Source organism: Flavobacterium sp. TC780 (assembly GCF_056783245.1).
This window is the reverse complement of sequence record NZ_JBXBAV010000029.1, coordinates 21027-42716: the sequence shown is the minus strand read 5'-3', so window position 1 is coordinate 42716 and position 21690 is coordinate 21027. Positions and strand designations below refer to the sequence as shown.

The following is a 21690-nucleotide window of genomic DNA, read 5'->3' as shown; positions in this document are numbered from 1 at the left end:
AAGGTTAATACATGCTCCTGTTGTTAGGGAGGCAGCACCTCTATCGTGTACAATCGCTAATGGTTTTGGATCAGCCATAAATGCTAATACTTTATCTTTAGATGTAAAATAACTTATTTCAGTTGCTTTTGCAACATCTGCAGTAAAATCACCTTTGTTCTCTGATTTCATTTTAGCTATTTGTGGAGCTAAACCATACTCAGCTGCTTTTGAAGCGTATAAATTTAATTGAGCTGTTAACACATCTTTTTCAAGCGGCGCATAAAATTCTCCATAAATATTATCAATCATGGCGTTAATCTTAGGCAACATCTCTGCTTTTTTAGCATCATTTTCTCTATAATAAGCAATCAATGCATTCCCTAAACTTGCTGGTCCAGTTGCATAACTTGAGGTACGCAAAAGCTGTGTCAAGTAATTATCGTGAGTCGCTTTTAAGTTAGTTTCTCTATAATAACCATTAATAGTTGGAATTACATTTTCGTATTTTTCTTTGTTAGCTGGTTGAGAAGCCCACTCGTAAAATTTATCTTCTTGTTCTGTTTTAGTAGCTACAGTTCCTGCTTTTGTTAAAGCATCAATCATACCTTGACGGTTTTTCCAGTAATTAGCAGTTGAAGCATATTTAGAAGCATATTGCAAACGAACTGTTGCATCTTTATCCATATACTTTTTCATTTGGTCCATTCCTGTTTTTGCACCTTCAACCCAAGCAGGATAAGCAAATTTTATGTTTTGCTCTATTCCACCAGCACTCCAACGGTTTGTTCGTCCCGGATACCCCAATATCATAGCAAAATCATTTTCATTAACTCCTTTTAAGCTTACTGGCAAATGGTGTTTTGGCTGTAAAGGCACATTATCTTTAGAATATTCTGCTGGATTTCCGTTTTTATCAGCATATACTCTAAACATAGAGAAATCTCCCGTATGACGTGGCCATTCCCAATTATCTGTATCTCCTCCAAATTTCCCAACACTCTCTGGTGGCGTTCCTACTAAACGTACATCTGTATAATCTTGATAAACAAAATAGTAATATTCATTTCCTTGAAAGAAAGGACGAACTGAAACTGTATACTTTCCACCTTCATTATTTTCTTTCTCAATCAGAGCCATTTCTTGTTGAATAGCTTTATTTCTTTCAGCTTCTGTCATTTTATCATTTACTTTTGATAAACTTCTTTAGAAACATCATCCATACGAACGAAGAAACCAACGTATAATGATTTTCGTTTATTTCGGCACTTTTATCTTTTGCCCAAAAACCATTTTTCAAGTAATTCTGCTCTTCACTAGAAAGCTCTGCGATAGCATCGTAACCACAGTGGTGATTTGTTAAAACCAAACCATTTTTAGAAACCATCTCTGCAGTACATCCTCCATTAAACTGAACTATTGCGTCTTTCAAACTATGGTTATTGATACTATAGATTTCTTCAGATGTAAGCTGTAAGCCCATTTTCTGCATATCTCTATGGTTCAATCTCTCGATAAACATCAAAAACCACATTCCTTCATCTGCTTTCACAGGAAAAGCCATAAGGCACATTGTCAAAAATAAAATTATTTTTTTCATACGTATTAAATATTTTTTGTTCCGCGAATATAGTGCATTTTCACAATTAAAACAGACAAGGGCATACTATCCTAATGATGATAGACAGCGATATGATTGAGGACAAAGCTAGTTATAATCCTAAAGCTTTAACAACAAATGTACATTGGGTGGTTTATGAAGGAGGATTAAATTTTTTAGAAGTTGGAGATAGTAAATTTGTAGGTTTCCGTATTTATACTTGGGGATATGATCCTGTAACGCAACTTAATGAAGAAGGAAATGAAGACAATAAGTACAAAAGACCACTTATTTACAAAAAACAAAGAATTTCTATAAAATCATTTAAAAGTAATTATTATGGGTACATCGAAGTATATTAGTTTTTTCCTATTTGTTGTTTTTTCAAATTGCATAAGCGTAGAGTATAAAAAAGTTGACGATTCTTTTAGTGATATTCATATAAAAGAATGGAACTCATCTATATGTCCAAAAAAGGTTCTTTTTGAAAGATATATAAAAAACTCTAATTTTAAAAAATTAATTGATAGTAATACAGATTTTGAAATTGGAGGCTGTAAAAAAATAGAATCTGGATTTAATCAAAGAGTATTTACGCCTATTATTCCTTATGAGGGTCATATTAATTATGATATAAGATTAATTATTGATGATAGTCTTGAATTTAAAATAACAAATATTCAAGATAAATTAGATACGATTTCAGGAAAATCTGGTCCAGGAAAATGGCTTGTAATGAATAATATTAAATCATTAATCATCAATGGACATAAATTAGATAATACAAAGACCCCTCTTAGTTTTAATATTCCAACCAAGATAGGAAAGATTATAAAGAAATAAGTAATAGTTTCTATTGAATCATTTAAAAGTAACTACTATGGATACATTGAAGCAAATTAAAAAGAAACCAAGATTACTATTTCTTATGATTGTTATTCTATTTTTTTCTTGTCAAGCAAAAGTTGATTGCGATAAAGAGAATAGTATTAGTAATTCGATTTCCTTTGATAAAGAAAACAATTATGATGCAAAGGGTAAGTATATCCCGCAAAAAGGTAAATTGTATTTTTTTGAAAAAGATTCCAAAAATAAACAATCTTTTAAATTGTTAGATATAGAATTAGCTAATGTTATAGACGAACAACTTAACATATTTTTTAAAGATCCTCCAGATCGTTTAGGAGCAAAATATAATTATCGACTAGTGCTTGATGACTCTTTGGTATATGATATTACAAATATACAAATGAAAATAGACACCGCAGGAAGAACAATGGGAGGTTGGGCAATAGGATGCAAAATAATGTCATTTGAAGTAAATGGGAAAACTTATATTGCCAATAGGTACTTTGATTCTTTAAATTTTCCATTTGATTCTGCTAGAAAAATTAAATGAGACCATTGATGATATAGATGTTACACTTCTTAAAATTATAGATCGAAAGTACAAACAAGGGCGTACTATCTTGATGATGATAGACAGCGATATGATTGAGGATAAACAAAGTTATAATCCTAAAGCTTTAACAACAAATATACATTGGGTGGTTTATGAAGGAGGATTAAATTTTTTAGAGGTTGGAGATAGTGAATTTGTAGGTTTTAGTATTTATACTGGGGGGGGATCCAGTAAAGCAACTTAATGAATTTGACAAAGAAGCTAAACCTAATCATAAATTTATATATAAGAAACAGAGAATTTCTATCAAATCATTTAAAAGTAATTATTATGGATACGTTGAAGTATATTAGTTTAGCAGGTTTAATTTGTTTTTTTACAAGTTGTTATAGAGACGAATATATAAAAAACGAAGAATCATTTTTCTCAATTTATCTTAAAGAATGGAACTCAACAATATGTCCTGAAAAAATTGTATTTGAGAAGTATGAAAAAAACTCCAATTTCAAAAATTTGATTGATCGCAATTCTGATTTTGATATAAATAGTAACTGCTTACCAAAATATGATAAATCCAATAAAAAAGTACCAATATCAACTTACAATGATCAAATAGTATTAACCCCTTATATTTTTTTCACTGGTGAAATAAATTATGATATAAAGTTAACGATTAATGATAGTCTTGAATATAAAATAATAGCCATTCAAGATGAGATAGATACAATTGCTGATAGAGGTAGAAAAAAATGGATAATAATGAATAACATTAAATCATTAGTTGTTAATGGTCACAAACTAGATAATACAAAAGCACCACTAAATATTGACATCCCAACCAAGATAGGAAAGATTATAAAGAAATAAGTAAGTAATAATTTCTGTCGAATCATTTAAAAGTAATTATTATGGGTATATCGAGATTTTCTAGTTTATTGGTTTTTATTTTTCTTACAACAGGTTGTTACAGAGACAAATACACAGAATACAAAGAATCATTTTTCTCAATTTATCTCAAAGAATGGAACTCAACAATATGTCCTAAAAAGATTGCATTTGAGAAATATGTAAAAAACTCCAATTTTAAAGAATTAATAGAAAGTAATTCAGATTTTGAAATTAAAGGTTGTGAAAAAACAGAATCAGAATTTAATCAACGAATATTTACACCTAATACCTTTTACATTGGGGAAATAAATTATGATATAAAATTAATTATTGATGATAGTCTTGAATTTAAGATAACAAATATTCAAAATAAATTAGATACTGTTGCTGAAAAAGCAGGTCCTAAAAAATGGATTATAATGAATAATATTAATTCATTAATAGTTAATGGATATGAATTAGACAATACAAAAACGTCACTTAACATATGGATTCCTACCAAATTGGGAAAGATAATAAGGAAGTAATAGTTTCTATTGAATCATTTAAAAGTAATTACTAATACAAAGGGTAAAGTATACTCTACCAAATCTCCCGACTTCATACTCATTCCAATAAACAACAAACATAAAAAGCAAGATCAAAGTACTAGTTATACGTATGATTAACATTTTTTTTCTATTTTCGTTTAACAGAATATCAGCCGATATTTTAGAACCAAACACTATTAAAACTAACCATTTATACCAACGATTCAATCTATGAAAACCAGAAAACCTAACCGAATTAAACGACCAAGAACTTTTACAGAAAATAAAGGGAATGAAAAACAATAAAATAATTGATGCCGCTGCTGTTGGCTTTACTATTGGAATTGTAGTTTTCAGCGCAGTAAAAAACGGTTTTACTTTTTTTACTTTCTTCCCTTTGATACTGACCTATCTAATAGTTAGAAATTCAAAAAATAATAAAATATTAGAACAAGAAATTCAAAAAGAATACGATTTTTCGAAACTTAAAATAAAAAACAAAAAAAGGTACGGCTCATAGTGAACAGTACCTTTTTCTATTTCAGTACTCCAAAACTATTTAAGTTTATAAAATCATTTACATAAAGTTCTACCAGACAGCAGATGAAGTTTCTGCAAAACATCAAATAAAGCCATTTCTTCCTCAGGCAAAAGTTGTAAAGCAATTTCAAGTAAAGTTATTACATTATTCCCTCGCTCTGCGAAGAGCCTGCTGCCCTATAGTCTTCCTCATTAATATTAACAATTGATTTGCAAATCGTTCACAACAAGCAGATTAAAACTTAAATATCTTTACACATAACCTATAAAACATTTAACAAATCAATTAAAAACCAAACAATTATGAAGTACTTTCTTTTACTTTCTTTTTATTTATTTTCAACAAAAATTTCGCACAAGAGAGCCAAAATAAAAAAGGGAAAAATGGCATTGGAACAATGAAATAAAACAAGTACACCGCTATTGGTTATGCTCAAGTTTTAAAAATTGGCAATGTCCTTTACATTTCGGGTGCTGTAACAACCGAAATAACTACAAGGAATCACAGCTGTTTATAACGATTTAAAGGCTTCACTAGCGAGTTATGGTGCCACATTTGAAAATGTTGTAAAAGAAATTTTCTATGCAACAGATATAGAGGCAGTAAAAAAATATAATTCTGCTAGAAAAAAATTCTACAATGGTGACTTTCCTGCTGCTACATGGGTACAAGTACAACGATTATACATGCAAAGCGCAAAATTAGAGGTTGAATTGATTGCACATCTACCTAAATAATTTTATTAAACTGAGGTTTACAGTATGAAGTCTCCTGACTTTTTTAGCACATTTTTAATAAGCTACTCAGATAGGAAAAAAATTTTAAGAAAAAACAACCCACTAGGGTAATTACTTGTCAATTCGCTTTCGCTCGATGTGTTGAAATTAATACATCAAACGGAGGAACTCCGTACAACGAAACTCTAAAAGGTACAGCATCAAACTGTACCTTTTTCTATTTAGCAAATCTAGCTTCAGACTTCAAATGAAGTCTATGCAAATCATCTAATAATTCCATCTCCTCCTACTTGGAAGAAGTTGTAGGGCAATTTCAAGTAAAGTCATTACATTAATATCAGTTACTGCTGCTACATTTGACAAATTTCTAGCATCTTCATTAAGCAGAATAATACTTGCCTTAAGAAGAATCAGAAACCATTAGATTTAATTCATTATAACAAGATACTTTGAGCGTTACGCTAAACGAATCATTATCATTGTTATCTGGTTTCAATTTTGAGAAATACTTTACTCTATCCATTAATTCTAAAAGTTCTGTGGCTGACTCTTTATGTTGTACTTCCATGATTGAATTTGGGTTAATTATTAGATTTCTAGTTCTTTGTTCATCGAAACTAAATTACATGTAATAAATTACTTTTAAGTGATTGTATACAATCGGTTGTATTCAACTGAAAGCATTGAAAAAAAATAATCACATTTCAAATTATTAACTTTATATTAGTCACAATTAAATATTAAAAAAAACGAATGGAAATATTAATAATAACTGGACCACCATATTCAGGAAAAGGAACACAATGCGAAATCTTAAAAGAGCAACTTAAATTTGAACATATTTCGACAGGAGATAGATGCCGCTTTAGAAAAACAGAATGAAACCGAAATCGGAAAAATAATGTCTGAATATGAAGAAAAAGGAGAATATCGTTCCTGACTCGATAATGAAAGACCTATTTAGCAAAATATTGGATGAAAACAAATCAAAGAACGGAATAATTTTAGATGGTTATCCTAGAACAGAACCACAAGTAAACGATTTAATACAGCTCATTGAATATAAAGATAGTGAAAATTGGAAAAGTATTGAATATTGATGTCCCAAAATCAGAACTGTTAGAAAGAGCAAAAAAAAGAGCAGAAACTTCTGATCGAAAAGATGATAAAAATCCCGAAATTCATATAAAAAGAATTGAAGTTTTTGAAAATGCAACAAGGCCTGCAATTGAGTATATGAAATCTAAAATCAATGTTTTGACTTTTGACGGATTGGGAACGATTGACGAAATTACAAAAAGAATAAAAGCCAGCTTGTAACAACCCAAAATTACTGCTAATACAAACATCCCGCTCGCGGTGAGGTCAATCAAAATATTCTAGCTAAAAAATAAAAATAGTCACGAGCGGGTTTTTTATGATATTCCAATTCGAAAATACCTAACCGATAAGGAGGAAAAAGAGATAGTTTGTAGAAATATAAAATTGCTAGATAACTTCATTAGCATTGTCTCAAATTGAAAAACTTATTTATAGAGCAACTGATGGAGATTGCTTCGCTATTTTACTATTTCCATCCACTATTTTTTTGTTCTGAATTTCTTCAATAAAAACATCATCTGAGATACTAGCAGAACTATATCCGTCAATATTTCTCTTCTGATTGATAAAATGTTACCCCCCGATAGGCTTCTTATTAAAAACATTTTAAAAAAAAACTTCGAGAACTCACAGCTTAAGTAAACCCTTAACCAAATAAATTTCAATTCATTAAGAGAACACAGATACCATTGTAGACGTTTTGTAGACACCTATAATCATCGAATTATGAGTTTACAGAATACATTTGTCTCTTATTAATTTTTAAAAATAAAAAATATGAAAACTATTTTTAATAAAGGGATTTTGTTCTTAGCTCTTACAATTTCAACCCCCTTTATGTTTACTTCTTGCAGCAGTAGTAGCAATGATGATGGGGATACTACCATACAAACGCCAAAACCTGATAGTACGATTAAGGAATTATTAGGTACGTATAAAGGAACGCTTAAGGTTTTTGACGGTGGAGTAAAAACGTACTACGATGCGGAAATAATATTCTCTAGTGCAGGAGAAAAAACTGTTAGAATAGCACCTAAAAAAGATCAGCCATATTCAATAGTTACCGTCAAAGACTTGCCCTTAACAACCCAGTCAGGTACATATTATATATCCCAAAATGCACAAGGAATATTTAACTATGAAAGTAAATCTAAATTCTTAATTCTTCTTACAGAAAAAACAGCCGAAACTGACATTGCATATAGCTTTGAAGGCAATAAAATATAAAATCATTCTTACTTATTATTTCAAAACAACTTATATTTGTAAGGTATAAGTTGTTTTTTTTAATAAACGATATAATATGCAAAATAAACTGTTATTTCTTATTCTTATTATTCCCAATTTTTTTTTAGGGCAACAAAAAATTATTGATTCTTTAGAAAAAATAACACACAATAAATCAATACCTAGCAAAGAAAAAATAATACCTCTTTCTCTGTTAGTCACTTATTACAATACAGATGTTATTAAAGCATTAAAAATTGGTCAAAAAGCAGTATCTCAGGCGAGAAAACAAAAAGAAACACAATACGGAATTTATGCTTATTCTAGTTTAGGTCAGATATATGCCACAAAAGGAGACATTCAACAAGCCTATTCTAAAATAGATAGTTGCATGTGGTATATTAACCATTCATCAAATCAGGAAGCAAGAGCCACAGGCTTCAATAATATAGGAATAATAAAATTAACATTGGATGATAAAGAAGATGGATTAAAAGATATATTTATTTCCTTAAAAATAATAAAAGCGGTAAAAGAAAGCAGATCTAAAAAAAATATTGAAGCACTCAGTTATAGTATACTCAGTAATTATTATCTTTTTGACACCAAAAATTCAGAAAAATATTCAAAACTAGCCTTATTTACAGCACTTAAAAGTAAAAATCCTCATTTAATAGGTTATGCCCAATCTCTGCGAGGAATTAGATATTTAGCGGAATTTGAAAAAACAAAAAAATATTATTTGTTAGATTCTACTATAAACAACTTAAAAAAAGCAATTACCGTTTATGAAAGCAACTCTGAATATACCCGTAAACATTCTCTTTTTAATGCAATAGCTAATATTTCGTATGCTTATCGATTTAAAAATGAATTAAAGCCTAATAAAGCAAATATAGATTCGATTAATTACTATCTAAAAAAAGCGATGGCTATACCTAAGGAAAATAGTATAGAATTTAAGATGAGTTACTATTTAACATTGATTCAGGCAGAAATAAGCAAGAAAACACCTAAAATAGAAGAAACATTTTTTTCTAGAAGCGATAGAAATGATTTCTAATTATGATAAACAATATAAAAACAAATATGACCTATACCACCAAATCGCTTTATTATATGAACAGACAGGGCAGTCTGATAAATCAAAAGAATGTTTTAAAAAAGCATTAGAATACTATCAAAAATACTATGATGAGAAATACACAAGAATAGGCCAGCAACAGCATGTAAAATACGAATTATCAAAAAAGGAACAAGAAATAAATTTTCAGAAAAAACAAAACCTAATGTATCTGGGAATTGCAGTTGCTTTATTTATTGCCCTAGTATTTCTATTCCTTATATTTAATTTCAGAGTAAAATATTTAAGACAAAAAAAAGAGGAAGTTATTTTGCTTGCAAAGCTCAAAGATGAAGAAACAAAAAAATTAAAAATAGAAAAAATTAATGCAGAACTTTTCGCAAAACTAAAAGAAAAAGAAACCAATAAATTGCAAAAAAAAGTTTTAGCAAAAAACATGCAGGTATCTTATAAAAATGAAATGTTAGAGAATTTAAAACATAATTTAAAAAACAATTCTAATTTTAATCCTGGAAACTTAGATAAGATTATAAAAAACGAAAAACATCTTGATAAAAATTTTGATGATTTTGAAAAGGTTTTAAATGAAATCCATCCTGATTTTTATACCAAATTACAAGAAAAAGCCAAACAAAAATTGACGATTTTGGATTTAAAATATTGTACATACATTTTTATGAAAATGCCTTCTAAAGAAATGGCAGACCTACTATATGTAGAGCTTAAAACCATAAGAATGAACAAATACAGACTAAAACTGAAACTAGAATTGGATAAGGAAGAAAGTTTAGAGGATTTTATCCAAAAAATAATTTGAGTACTAATATGTATCTAATATTTTCTTCTCCTTCACTCTGTTAATTATTTGTATTTTTGAGAAAAATTTGAACGACAGAAAAATAAAGCCATCTAAAAAAGCATCTCTTCATCATACTTTCTCTATAAAACTGCTACTCGTTTCATAACTCCTGATGATTTTCTTTAATACCAACTTCTAAATCCTTAATTTCGCGATTCAAATTAGAAGGAGAAAAATGAAGGTCTGTATTGCCGAGAAACCAAGTGTAGCACGAGAAATCGCATCCGTTTTAGGAGCCAATACCAAACACGATGGGTATTATGAAGGCAACGGCTATGCTGTAACCTATACCTTTGGGCATTTATGTACTTTAAAAGAACCTAACGACTACAAACCACATTGGAAAAGTTGGGATTTGAACAACCTTCCGATGCTTCCAGAAAAATTTGAGACCAAAGTGGTACAGAATTCTGGTATTCAGAAGCAATTTAAAATCATCAAAACTTTATTTGATAAAGCCGAACTGGTTATAAACTGCGGGGATGCTGGACAAGAAGGAGAACTCATTCAACGTTGGGTTATGAACGAAGCCAATTATAAAGGCGAAGTACAGCGTTTATGGATTTCATCCCTAACTACCGAAGCTATAAAAGAAGGTTTTGAAAACTTAAAACCATCTGCCAATTACGATAATTTATACTATGCAGGGTTTTCCAGAGCCATTGGCGACTGGTTGCTTGGTATGAATGCTACCCGCTTGTACACAGTAAAGCATGGTGGCTACAAACAAGTATTATCTATCGGAAGGGTACAAACCCCAACATTGGCTATGGTAGTGGATCGATTTAAAGAAATTGAAAACTTTAAACCTCAACCCTACTGGGAGTTGCAAACCTTATACAGAGAAACTCTTTTTAGTTATGAAGAAGGACGTTTCCTAAAAAAAGAAGATGGAGAACTTTTGGCTAACAAAGTCAAAGAAAGTGATTTTGAAATTGTTTCTATCGACAAAAAGAATGGTAATGAATATGCACCCAAACTATTTGACTTAACCGGTTTACAGGTATATTGCAATACAAAATTTGGATTCTCGGCAGATGAAACTCTCAAAATTGTTCAAACCTTATACGAACAAAAAGTAGTTACCTACCCTAGAGTAGATACCACTTTTTTACCAAATGATATCTATCCGAAAGTACCTGGTATTTTGCAAAATTTAACTAATTATGCCACTCTTACCCAACCGCTTTTAGAGAAAAAAATAAAGAAATCGCCTAAAGTCTTCAACGATAAAAAAGTAACCGATCACCATGCGATTATTCCAACAGGAATACAATCTAATTTGCAATACAATCAGCAGCAAGTCTATGATATTATTACAAAGCGTTTTATAGCTGTATTTTATGATGATTGTTTGGTTGCTAACACTACAGTTATAGGAAAAGCAGCCGATGTAAGTTTTAAAACTACTGGAAAAGTAATCTTGAAAAAAGGATTTCGTGTTGTTTTTGAAGATCCAAATGCTAAAGAAAAAGAAGCCGATTTGTTGCCTAATTTTGTTGTGGGAGAAAGAGGCCCGCACGAACCTTCGTTTTTAGAAAAAGAAACTAAACCGCCTAATCAGTTTACAGAGGCAACCTTGCTTCGTGCTATGGAGACTGCAGGGAAACAAGTAGATGATGAGGATTTACGCGAACTAATGAAAGAAAATGGTATCGGACGCCCATCTACACGAGCCAACATTATTGAAACACTTTTTAAACGCCAATACATAGTCCGAAATAAAAAACAGGTTCTACCTACTCCAACTGGGATTCAGCTTATTGAGACTATTCAAAATGAATTAATAAAGTCGGCAGAACTTACTGGTTCTTGGGAAAAGCAGTTAAAAGATATTGAAAAAGGTGCTTATACCGCTGGTGCTTTTATTATCAACATGAAACGAATGGTCGAAGCCTTAGTATATGAAGTACGAAGCGAAACCAGACATGCCAATATTTCGCATGCAGGAAGCGTGCAAAAAGAAGTTGCCAAAGTTGAGAAAAAGAAAGCTGCAGGAATTTTGGCTGAAACCTGTCCAAAATGTCAAAAAGCAACCCTTATAAAAGGAAAATCAGCTTATGGTTGTAGCAATTATAAAGCAGGTTGTGATTTTGTATTGCCTTATACTTTTGCAGACAAAAAAATATCAGAAAACCAATATTTAAGATTAGTTCAGAAAGGATCAACAGTAAATATAAAAGGCTTTAAAACCGATACAGGTACAGTAGAAGGTTTGATTCGTTTTGAAGAAAATTACAAACTCAAACTAGAGCCTAAAAAAGCAACACCTAAAGCAACTTCAACAGCAACAGCAACACCAGACTCTTTAATGTGTCCTAAATGCAAAAAAGGAACGGTTATGAAAGGTAAAACTGCTTACGGTTGTGGTAATTATAAACTGGGTTGCGATTTTAAAGTAACTTTTGATACGGTTAGAGAAAAACTGAAAGATCAAAAACCAACCAAAGAACTCGTTTATGCCATACTTTGTAGTTAGACGTAGACATATAAAATGTTAAATGTAAAAAGAGAGACGTAAAAATAAGAGGTTAGATGTTTTCCATTTATGTTTCACTTTTTCACTTTTTCACTTTTCACTATCCTTTTTTTTATATTTTAGCATTTCAAAATAATCCCCTAATATTCAAACTAATGTTTCAAAAAATTACCCTTATGCTTCTTTTGCTGGCAATTGTTTCTTGCAAGAAGACTGAAACTCCAGAAAAAGACAAAATAAAAGCTGCCGATTGGCTTATTGGAAAATGGGAAAATGTTACTCCACAAGGCACTTTAACTGAAACATGGAGCAAAGTAAATGATAGTACTTTTCAAGGAAGTTCTTATTTCATTAAAGGAAAAGACACGATTCATTTTGAAACAATAAAACTGCAGCAAAAAGGAGAAATCTTAACTTATAACGCTACTGTAAAAGGGCAAAACAACGATGAAGCAGTTGCTTTTGAATTAACTGCATCCACTGAAAAAGGATTGGTTTTCGAAAACCCAAAACACGATTATCCACAAAAAATCAGCTATACCAAAGACGCTAATAATACTTTGACAGCTGAGATATCAGGAATTCAATTAGGAAAACCGAGTTCAGAGAAATATCTTATGACGAAGAAATAGAATCTTATTTAAGATTCATTTTTTAATAGCAAAGCTTTATTCCCAACAGAATAAAGCTTTTTTTATAGTTATAGTTTCTCAAGCTAAGTCACTAAGCTTATAACATAATACACACATCAAGAAAAAAACTCAGAATCTCAGAGCCTTAGTGTCTAAAAAAGACCTCCTCCCAATTTTATTCACCATCAAAATCATCATTCCGCCCAAAAAAGCCACGATTAAGAAAGCCCATTTCATACTTAAAAATTCGGAAATAAAACCAATCATTGATGGAACAATTAAAAACCCAAGATAGTCAATAGTTGAAGTAGAAATCAAAGCAGAACCACAATATATTTTTTATTATAAGTATAAAAAGGAATTTCTTAAATTTTTATTAATAATTAGTCTAAATAAATATTGTAAAAACAAATATTAAATTATAATTTTGTTAACGATTTCAAGATTAATGAGATCACTATAATTATTTATCAAAGAAACTTAAATACTTTCATTATGAAATTAACTCCCTTAAAGACTCTAGTAGTTTTATTAACTGTATTACTAAGTCCTCAATTATTTGCTCATGCTTTATGGATCGAAACAAAAGCAACAGGAACAAAAGGAAAACCCCAAGAAATTTCAGTATACTTTGGGAGAATTTTCAGATAACGATATTACTCCTGCCGCTAAATGGTTTTCTGATTTAAAAGACTTTTCATTAATATTGATAAGTCCTTCTAAAAAAGAAATTAAATTAACCCCAACTGCTTTAGACAAAAAATACCAAGCATTCTTTACTCCTGATGAAGATGGCGTATATACTGTAGTGATGCAACACACGGTAAAGGATGTATATGGTACAATGAAATTAGATTATAATTCAAGTGCAACAGTAGTTGTTGGTAACAAAACAGCAGGTAATACTGCTGAAGCAAACAAAAATACAATTAGTGTATTCTCTGAAAATGCTGATGTAGCAAAGAAAAACACAAAATTATCTGGTGTAGCTTTATATGAAGGAGTTGCTGCAAAAAAGCAAAAAATTAAAGTAATTGCTCCTAATGGCTGGGAAAAAGAACTATATACTGACGAAAAAGGACAATTTGAATTTACACCAATTTGGTCTGGACAATATATGGTAGAATTTGCTCACACTGAGAAAAGCGCTGGTGAACATAATGGGAAAAAATATGATGAAATCTGGAAAATGGCAACTTATTCTATAGAAGTTAAATAAGTGATATTGTTCATAACAAATAAAAAGAAGGAAACTTAAGTTAGTGATAACAAAGGTTTCCTTCTTTTTTTTTGTGTCAAAGCAAATTGTAAAAATTTGTTAAAAACTAAGTATAATTAATCTAAATAAGTTTTGATAATACAAACATAGACACTACTTTTGCGCCATTATTTTTTTTTATTCCAAATAAACAAATATGAAATATATATTATTGCCTACACTAGGTTTATTATTCGGTCTGTCTGGTTTTGCACAAGGAAGAGCAAATACTACTGATAATCATGATACTGCAACAGCAATTACTGATACTGTAAAAAACAAAAAAGGCGAAGTTCTTAATGAAGTTATTATTACTACCAACAGAGAACCTAAACCAGTTACTGCAGTTCGTTCTGGTTTAAAACCAATGGACAATCCTCAAAATATACAAATAATAGGTAGCGAGATAATCGAGCAGCAACAAGCCATACGATTAAGTGATGTTATAAAAAATGCAAATGGTGTTTATGTAGGATCTGCTCGTGGTGGCGCTCAAGAATCTTTCTTCTCTAGAGGGTATGACATGTCTACCAACAATATGTTTAAAAATGGTTTTCGTTACAATGCCGGTTCTATTCCTGATGTATCTGGTTTAGAAAAAGTTGAATTCCTTAAAGGTGGTTCTGCTTTATTATTCGGAAATGTAGCTCCAGGTGGAATATTAAATCTGGTAACCAAAACTCCTTCATTTAAAAAAGGTGGAGAAATTTCAATGCAAATGGGAAGCTATTCTTTCTATAAACCTTCTTTTGATTTTTACGGTCCCCTTAGTAAATCTATTGCTTTTAGAATTAATGGATCTTATGAAAACTCAGAGAGCTTCAGAGATGTTGTAAAAAATGAGCGTCTATATGTAAATCCTTCCTTACTTTTTGTTATAAACTCTAAAACGCAAATTACAGTTCAGGGAGATTATTTAACAGCAGATTGGACTCCAGATTTTGGAACAGGAATCATAGGCAAGCAAATTCTGGATTTACCTCGTAATTCTTTTTACGGATCTCTTGGTCTAATGGTAATACTAAATCTGCCAGTGCTTCGGCGTTATTGAATCATGAATTCAATAAAAATTGGAAACTTAATTTCAATGCTTCTTTTCAAACTTACGATAGAACTCAAAAATCAACAGCTCAGTTATCTAATTTAGATGATATTAAAATATATCCAACTCCTGGTTATTGGAATAGAGGATTAACACAAGGTAAGAACTTAGAACAAATACTTGGAGACCGATTAAGCATACAAGGAAACTTTAATACTGGATCTGTAAAACACCAAATATTTGCAGGTGCTGATTGGGAAAATTCATTTGCAACTGCTTATACTTATGCTTTCAGTGAAAAAGAGATTATGGTAAATGGTAAAATCGATCCAAGCATTTATGACAGAATCAATCTTTTTGACTTCGATCCTTCGACACAAAGAAATGATATTCCTAATGCAAGAGCTACTCAAATCTTAAAAACAGATACCAATCGTTTTGGAGTTTATTTTCAAGACTTAATCTCGATTACAGATAAAATAAAAGTATTAGCAGGTATTCGTTGGTCTTGGCAAGAAGCAGAAGTTACAACTTATAAAGAAAAATTTGCAGGAGGAGTTCAAACCGTAGCACCTGAAAATGCTGTAGCAGCAGTTGGTGATAAAAAATTAGATAATGCTTTTTCTCCAAAAGTGGGATTAATATTCCAACCTACAAAAGAAATCTCTTTATTTGGTAGCTACTCTAGCTCTTTTACACCAAATACAGGAATAACTGTTGATTCGCAACCATTAAAGGCATCGATTATTGACCAATATGAAGTAGGAATTAAAACAGAATTCCTTAAAGGACTATTAAGTACAAATGTTACTGTATATCAAATCACTAATAGCAATTTGGTACAAACAGCTGAATTTAAAGCTGATGGATCACTAAATTCAGATGCCACCTTTAAAGCTTTAAGTGGAGAAACAAAAAGTAAAGGTATAGAGATTGACGTTACTGCAAGACCTGTTGAAGGATTAAACATAATTGCAGGATATAGCTACAATGATATGCGTTATACTAAAACTACAGGAGCAAATGGTAGTTTCATTGAAGGAGATCGTCTAGCAAGAACCCCTGCAAATACTGCAAACTTAAGTTTTTTCTATAAATTACCTACAGGAGTATTAAAAGGGATAACTTTTTGGTGCTATCGGAAATTATATTGGTAAAAGAACTGGTGGTTGGAATAGTCAATATGACTCAACTAAACCAAACGGAATTAACGACAGAGAAATCCCATTAGAAGGATATACTACAATTGATGTTTCAGCTGGTTACGAATGGAATAAATTCTCTATCTTATGTAAATTATCAAACATTACAAACGAGTTAGGTTATACTGTTCACGAGAATTACAGTGTAAACCCTATTGCACCTGCGTCAAGGTAATGACAAGCTTAATAGATAATTCTAAGAAACAATTTTCAGTTTCCTAAATCAAAAACCTCGTTTATTATTAAACGGGGTTTTTTGATTAAAAAAAGACACTCTAATTATACTACTTTTGTGGTCTTAATAATCAAAAAAAACAAAATCTAAATATGTCAGATTCCAAAAAGAACCAATTAAAGAAAAGTCTGGGGCTGAGCTTTAATATTGCGGTATTAATTGGAGGAACAATAGGAGTTGGGATTTACGAACACCTGGTATATAGCTGGGCTGCTAGATAATTATTGGCTTATTATTGCTTCTTGGCTTTTTGGTGGTCTTTTTATCTTAATAGGCGCTAATTCATATGCTGAGCTAGCTACTATGCTTCCTAAAGCTGGAGGATCTTATAACTACATCAAAAGAGCTTTTGGTAATTATGCAGGCTTTTTATCAGGTTGGTTTGATTCTATAACCAATGTAATTCCACCCGCATTTTACTGCATCGTTATTAGCGAATACCTTATTATCCTGTTCCCCAGTCTAGGAAACTATTCAACAGAAATTGCCATATTATTATTAATTGTATTTGTATTGCTACATTTAAGTGGTATAAAAAATGGCAGTGTTATCCAACAGATTACCAGTTTCATTAAAGTTATTTGTTTTGTAGCCTTGGTTATTGCTTGTTTTATGTACTCTGGAGTAAAATTACCCCCAATCCAAAAAGATAGTTCTTTTTATAATATCGGACTCTTATTTGGATTCTTTAAATCTCTTCAGCTTATTATCGGTACCTATAATGGTTGGAACGGAGTTTGTTTTTTTGCAGAAGAAAATGACAATCCAAGCAAAAACATTCCACGTTCTTTATATAGTGGTGCACTACTTGTAATTGCTATTTATGTTTTATTAAATATTGCGTTCTTTCATGTTTTGCCAATCGAAACTTTAGCTAAATCTAATCTGGCCGCTGCCGATGTAGCAAACATTATCTTCGGAAAGAATGGCGCTATTATAGTCACTGTAATCGCAATTTTTTCTCTAATTAGCATACTGAATGCCTTTATGATGATTCCTCCAGAATTTTATACGGATTAGTCGTGATGGCTTTTTTATTGAGAAAGGCACAATTGTGAATAAAGGCGGCACACCAATTGTTGCTCTTTTGGTTTCCTCATTATTTAGTTTATTCCTGATCTGTATCGGGTCGTTTGAAATATTTATTCTCCTTTGCTGCATTCACTTCTATTATTGTTTGGGATTGGCTTATTTTTCGCTTATAAAATTAAAAGTATAACGGAACCCTATTTACCTAGACCTTATCACTCTTTTTGGTACCCTTGGACGACTATTTTAGCCATTTTAGTTTCATTAGCATTATTAATCGGATTCATTTATAGTGACCCAGAAAGCTTTCTAATCATAATTGGTATCACAGCGGTTTCTTCTTATCCTTTGTTTCTCTTTTTCAACGAGAAAAAAAGTAAAAACAGAATTACTAATGACATAGGGTTGTCACTAGTTGTAATTACTTTGTAATCTAAACATACATAAAATGGATAAATTAGATTTAACAAAGACAGATAAAGCATACTATACAGCTAAAACTGAGCCTCAAATAGTTTATATTCAAAAAGCACATTATTTATCAATTGTTGGTAAAGGTGATCCTTCTGGAAAAACTTTTACTGATAATATTCAGGCGTTATATTCAACAGCTTACACGATAAAATTTATATGTAAAGCATTAAACAATGATTTTGTCGTTCCTAAACTCGAAGCGTTATGGAGTTTTGATGAAGAAAAATACGTTAACATATCTATAGATGAGGCACCATTAAAAATCCCCAGAAGCGAATGGAATTATAGAGTCATGATTAGAATGCCTGATTTTGTCTCCAAAGAACAAGTTGAAACCGCTATTGCAATTGTCATTAAAAAGGAAATAAAATTAGCAAGTACAATTGAATTTTATGAAATGGCGGAAGGCAAAGTAATACAAATTCTTCATGTTGGGCCTTTTGCCAATGAACCTGAAACACTCAAACAAATTCAGGAATTTTCAAGGAAAATAATTTGTACAAAAACGGAATGCATCATGAAATCTATTTGTCAGACTTTCGAAAGACATCTCCTGAAAAATTGAAAACGATACTAAGAGAACCTGTAAAATAAAACCTCATTTAAATAAAAAAATCCCAATACTAATTCAGTATTGGGATTTATATTTAAAAGAAAAATCCTAGTTTCTTATTTCAAACCTGCTAAACTTTGCTCGATTGTAGCAATTTTTGCTAAAGCATCAGCTTCTTTTTGTTTTTCGTTAGCCAAAACTTTCTCTGGCGCACCTGCAACAAATTTCTCATTTGCCAATTTAGACTGAACCGATTTCAAGAATCCTTGTGTATAAACCAACTCTGCATTTAATTTTGCAATTTCAGCTTCAACATCAATATTCCCTCCTGTTATTGGGATAAAATATTCATTAGACTTTACTCGAAATGACAAAGCTCCGTCTACTTTATCCGAAACGTATTCGAAAGCAGATATATTTCCAAGTTTAGTTATTACAGAATCAAAATAAGTAGAAAATTTCTCGCTGTTAATCGCTTTTAATTCAATACTATCTTTCATTGCAATATTCTTTTCTTTACGAATCGTTCTAATACCAGAAATCACTTCAACCGAATTTTCAAAATCTGTAATTAATTTTGCATCAAATGGTTTTAATTCTGGCCAAGTCGAAACAATTAAAGCTTCTTCAGGAGTTCTTTCAGCAAGTATATGCCATATTTCTTCTGTTAGGAAAGGCATAAACGGATGAAGCAATTTCAAGTTATTTTCTAAAATTTCGATTGCTTTATCAAATGTCTTTTTATCAATTGGCTGTTGGTAAGCTGGTTTGATCATTTCAAGGAATAAAGAACAGAAATCATCCCATACCAATTTATAAATTGCCATTAATGAATGAGAATTTTCCTGGTATTTTTCAAAATTATCTTCAATATCAACTAATGCGTGCTGAAACTTTGCCTGAAACCATTTCTATAGCTACTTTTGATGATTCTGGTTGTGGAATCGTTTCCGAAACCTCCCATCCTTTTATCAATTTAAGAGCATTCCAAATTTTGTTTGAGAATGCTTTCCCTTGATTACATAGCTCTTCATCAAACATAATATCATTTCCTGCAGAAGCACTTAAAAGCAATCCTACACGTACTCCATCGGCACCAAATGTATTGATTAAATCTAAAGGATCTGGTGAATTACCTAATGATTTAGACATCTTACGACGTTGTTTATCACGTACTAAACCTGTCAGATATACATTTGTAAATGGTTTTTCACCTGCATATTCGTAACCTGCAATAATCATTCTGGCAACCCAGAAAAATAAGATATCTGGACCTGTAACCAAGTCATTTGTCGGATAATAATATTTATAATCTTCGCTTTCTGGATCCATTATACCTCCAAAAACTGACATTGGCCATAACCAAGATGAGAACCAAGTATCTAATGCATCAACATCTTGTTTTAAGTCAGATGTTTTAAGTGAAACGTTAGCAGTTTTCTCTTGTGCTAATTTTAACGCATCTTCTATATTTTCAGCAACTACAAAATCTTCTTTTCCGTCACCATAATAATAAGCAGGAATTTGTTGTCCCCACCATAATTGACGAGAGATATTCCAATCGCGAATATTATTTAACCAATGGGCATAAGTATTTTCAAAACGTTTTGGGTGTAATTTAATATCTCCATCAACCAAAACAGATTTAATTGCTGGTTTTACTAAATCTTCCATTTTAAGGAACCATTGATCTGATAATCTTGGTTCAATAACTGCTTTGGTTCTTTCTGAAGTTCCTACTTTATTAAGGTGAATCTCAGTTTTAGCCAAAGCACCAATTTCTTCTAGTTCTTTTGCAATTTCGGCACGAACCACAAAACGGTCTTTTCCTTGATAATGCAATCCAAAACTATTAAGTGTAGCATCTTCATTAAAAATATCTACAATTTCCAGATTATGCTTCTCTCCAAGCGTTTTATCATTCATGTCATGCGCAGGAGTCACTTTAAGACATCCAGTTCCAAACTCTACATCTACATATTCATCTTCGATAATAGGAATTACTCTTCCTGAGATAGGAATAATAGCCTTTTTACCTTTTAAATGTGTAAAACGCTCATCATTTGGATTGATACAAATAGCTGTATCTCCAAAAATAGTTTCTGGTCGCGTCGTAGCAACAGTTAAAAACTCTTCTGTTCCAATTTTATATTTTAAGAAAAATAATTTTCCTTGTTGTTCTTCATAAATAACTTCTTCGTCAGACAAAGTCGTTTTTGCTTCAGGATCCCAGTTTACCATTCGGTATCCCTCTAATAAATTAACCCTTTATTATACAAATCAACAAACGAACGAATTACTGAAGCCAACATATCTGGATCCATTGTAAATTTGGTACGTTCCCAATCGCAAGAAGCTCCTAATTTTTTTAACTGATCTAAAATTACACCACCATACTTATCTGTCCACTCCCAAGCGTGCGCTAAAAACTCCTCACGTGTTAAATCATTTTTATTGATTCCCTCGGCTTTTAATTTAGCAACAACCTTAGCTTCTGTTGCAATCGATGCATGATCTGTTCCGATTCAACAAGCATTGAATCCTTTAAGACGCGCTCTTCTTATCAATACATCCTGAATGGTATTGTTAAGCATATGCCCCATATGCAAGACTCCAGTAACATTAGGAGGAGGAATTACAATTGTATAAGGCGTTCTATGATCTGGTTCCGAATGAAAATAATTATTTTTCATCCAGTAGTCGTACCATTTATTTTCGATTGTTTTAGCGTCAAATTGTGCTGGAATTGTCATTTTATCTTGGATATATTTAATCGTTAATTTGTTTAATCATTAATTTCTCTTTTACCTATTTTTTTTAATCGTCTTTTTATCAATT

General features: G+C 31.2%; 20 protein-coding genes and 3 pseudogenes. 20 read left to right on the top strand and 3 right to left on the bottom strand.

The window, feature by feature from the left end; translation table 11 throughout:
- Nucleotides 1-1579: pseudogene (locus AC1RYN_RS03005) on the bottom strand (S46 family peptidase); the annotation flags it as partial.
- A 74-nt stretch (nucleotides 1580-1653) separates the two neighbouring features.
- Between AC1RYN_RS03005 and AC1RYN_RS03000 the strand changes: the two are divergent.
- The 8 genes from AC1RYN_RS03000 (at nucleotide 1654) to AC1RYN_RS02965 (ending at nucleotide 5677) form a co-directional block, all read left to right on the top strand.
- On the top strand, nucleotides 1654-1941 hold the full coding sequence (locus AC1RYN_RS03000; RefSeq protein WP_481805776.1) for a hypothetical protein: 288 nt from the start codon (nucleotides 1654-1656) through the stop codon (nucleotides 1939-1941).
- Complete coding sequence (locus AC1RYN_RS02995) at nucleotides 1919-2422, top strand: hypothetical protein (RefSeq protein WP_481805775.1); 504 nt, start codon at nucleotides 1919-1921, stop codon at nucleotides 2420-2422. The genes AC1RYN_RS03000 and AC1RYN_RS02995 overlap by 23 nt, the downstream gene beginning before the upstream one ends.
- A gap of 13 nt (nucleotides 2423-2435) precedes the next feature.
- Nucleotides 2436-2978 carry a hypothetical protein gene (locus AC1RYN_RS02990; protein ID WP_481805774.1) on the top strand — a complete coding sequence of 181 codons (543 nt, stop codon included), beginning with the start codon at nucleotides 2436-2438 and terminating at the stop codon, nucleotides 2976-2978.
- Nucleotides 2953-3225, top strand: coding sequence for a hypothetical protein (locus tag AC1RYN_RS02985; RefSeq protein WP_481805773.1), 273 nt, complete (start codon nucleotides 2953-2955; stop codon nucleotides 3223-3225). The genes AC1RYN_RS02990 and AC1RYN_RS02985 overlap by 26 nt, the downstream gene beginning before the upstream one ends.
- An 86-nt stretch (nucleotides 3226-3311) precedes the next feature.
- Nucleotides 3312-3848, top strand: a complete 537-nt coding sequence (locus tag AC1RYN_RS02980; protein ID WP_481805772.1) for a hypothetical protein — start codon at nucleotides 3312-3314, stop codon at nucleotides 3846-3848.
- 41 nt (nucleotides 3849-3889) lie between these two features.
- Nucleotides 3890-4396: a hypothetical protein gene (locus AC1RYN_RS02975; RefSeq protein ID WP_481805771.1), complete on the top strand. Its 507-nt coding sequence runs from the start codon at nucleotides 3890-3892 to the stop codon at nucleotides 4394-4396.
- 295 nt (nucleotides 4397-4691) lie between these two features.
- Nucleotides 4692-4919, top strand: coding sequence for a hypothetical protein (locus AC1RYN_RS02970; protein ID WP_481805770.1), 228 nt, complete (start codon nucleotides 4692-4694; stop codon nucleotides 4917-4919).
- A 521-nt stretch (nucleotides 4920-5440) separates the two neighbouring features.
- Nucleotides 5441-5677 carry a RidA family protein gene (locus AC1RYN_RS02965; protein ID WP_481805777.1) on the top strand — a complete coding sequence of 79 codons (237 nt, stop codon included), beginning with the start codon at nucleotides 5441-5443 and terminating at the stop codon, nucleotides 5675-5677.
- Between the two features lie 400 nt (nucleotides 5678-6077).
- Here AC1RYN_RS02965 and AC1RYN_RS02960 read toward each other — a convergent pair whose 3' ends face one another.
- A complete protein-coding gene (locus tag AC1RYN_RS02960; protein WP_481805769.1) occupies nucleotides 6078-6245 on the bottom strand; it encodes a hypothetical protein in 168 nt (55 codons plus the stop codon).
- A gap of 185 nt (nucleotides 6246-6430) precedes the next feature.
- Between AC1RYN_RS02960 and AC1RYN_RS02955 the strand changes: the two genes are divergently transcribed.
- The 12 genes and pseudogenes from AC1RYN_RS02955 (at nucleotide 6431) to AC1RYN_RS02900 (ending at nucleotide 18864) form a co-directional block, all read left to right on the top strand.
- Entirely contained in the window at nucleotides 6431-6559 is a 129-nt protein-coding gene (locus AC1RYN_RS02955) for a nucleoside monophosphate kinase (protein ID WP_481805768.1), read from the top strand.
- A 29-nt stretch (nucleotides 6560-6588) separates the two neighbouring features.
- Nucleotides 6589-6777 (top strand): nucleoside monophosphate kinase, encoded by a 189-nt coding sequence (locus AC1RYN_RS02950; protein WP_481805767.1) that lies wholly within the window; start codon nucleotides 6589-6591, stop codon nucleotides 6775-6777.
- On the top strand, nucleotides 6749-6997 hold the full coding sequence (locus AC1RYN_RS02945) for an adenylate kinase family protein (RefSeq protein WP_481805766.1): 249 nt from the start codon (nucleotides 6749-6751) through the stop codon (nucleotides 6995-6997). The genes AC1RYN_RS02950 and AC1RYN_RS02945 overlap by 29 nt, the downstream gene beginning before the upstream one ends.
- Nucleotides 6998-7555: 558 nt before the next feature.
- On the top strand, nucleotides 7556-8005 hold the full coding sequence (locus AC1RYN_RS02940; protein ID WP_481805765.1) for a hypothetical protein: 450 nt from the start codon (nucleotides 7556-7558) through the stop codon (nucleotides 8003-8005).
- 76 nt (nucleotides 8006-8081) lie between these two features.
- Nucleotides 8082-9068, top strand: a complete 987-nt coding sequence (locus tag AC1RYN_RS02935) for a hypothetical protein (protein ID WP_481805764.1) — start codon at nucleotides 8082-8084, stop codon at nucleotides 9066-9068.
- Complete coding sequence (locus tag AC1RYN_RS02930) at nucleotides 9058-9906, top strand: tetratricopeptide repeat protein (protein ID WP_481805763.1); 849 nt, start codon at nucleotides 9058-9060, stop codon at nucleotides 9904-9906. Before AC1RYN_RS02935 ends, AC1RYN_RS02930 begins: the two co-directional genes overlap by 11 nt.
- A gap of 217 nt (nucleotides 9907-10123) precedes the next feature.
- The gene (locus AC1RYN_RS02925) at nucleotides 10124-12427 is read left to right on the top strand and encodes a type IA DNA topoisomerase (protein ID WP_481805762.1); all 2304 of its coding nucleotides are present in this window, start codon (nucleotides 10124-10126) and stop codon (nucleotides 12425-12427) included.
- 176 nt (nucleotides 12428-12603) lie between these two features.
- On the top strand, nucleotides 12604-13059 hold the full coding sequence (locus AC1RYN_RS02920; protein ID WP_481805761.1) for a DUF6265 family protein: 456 nt from the start codon (nucleotides 12604-12606) through the stop codon (nucleotides 13057-13059).
- A gap of 565 nt (nucleotides 13060-13624) precedes the next feature.
- Nucleotides 13625-14278 carry a hypothetical protein gene (locus AC1RYN_RS02915; RefSeq protein ID WP_481805760.1) on the top strand — a complete coding sequence of 218 codons (654 nt, stop codon included), beginning with the start codon at nucleotides 13625-13627 and terminating at the stop codon, nucleotides 14276-14278.
- Between the two features lie 196 nt (nucleotides 14279-14474).
- A pseudogene (locus AC1RYN_RS02910) lies at nucleotides 14475-16736 on the top strand (TonB-dependent siderophore receptor).
- A 237-nt stretch (nucleotides 16737-16973) separates the two neighbouring features.
- A complete protein-coding gene (locus AC1RYN_RS02905) occupies nucleotides 16974-17816 on the top strand; it encodes an APC family permease (RefSeq protein WP_481805759.1) in 843 nt (280 codons plus the stop codon).
- Between the two features lie 457 nt (nucleotides 17817-18273).
- Nucleotides 18274-18864 (top strand): GyrI-like domain-containing protein, encoded by a 591-nt coding sequence (locus AC1RYN_RS02900; protein WP_481805758.1) that lies wholly within the window; start codon nucleotides 18274-18276, stop codon nucleotides 18862-18864.
- Nucleotides 18865-18968: 104 nt separating this feature from the next.
- On the opposite strand, the pseudogene AC1RYN_RS02895 reads toward AC1RYN_RS02900, so the two are convergent.
- Nucleotides 18969-21605, bottom strand: a pseudogene (locus AC1RYN_RS02895) (valine--tRNA ligase).
- Nucleotides 21606-21690 lie beyond the last annotated feature (85 nt).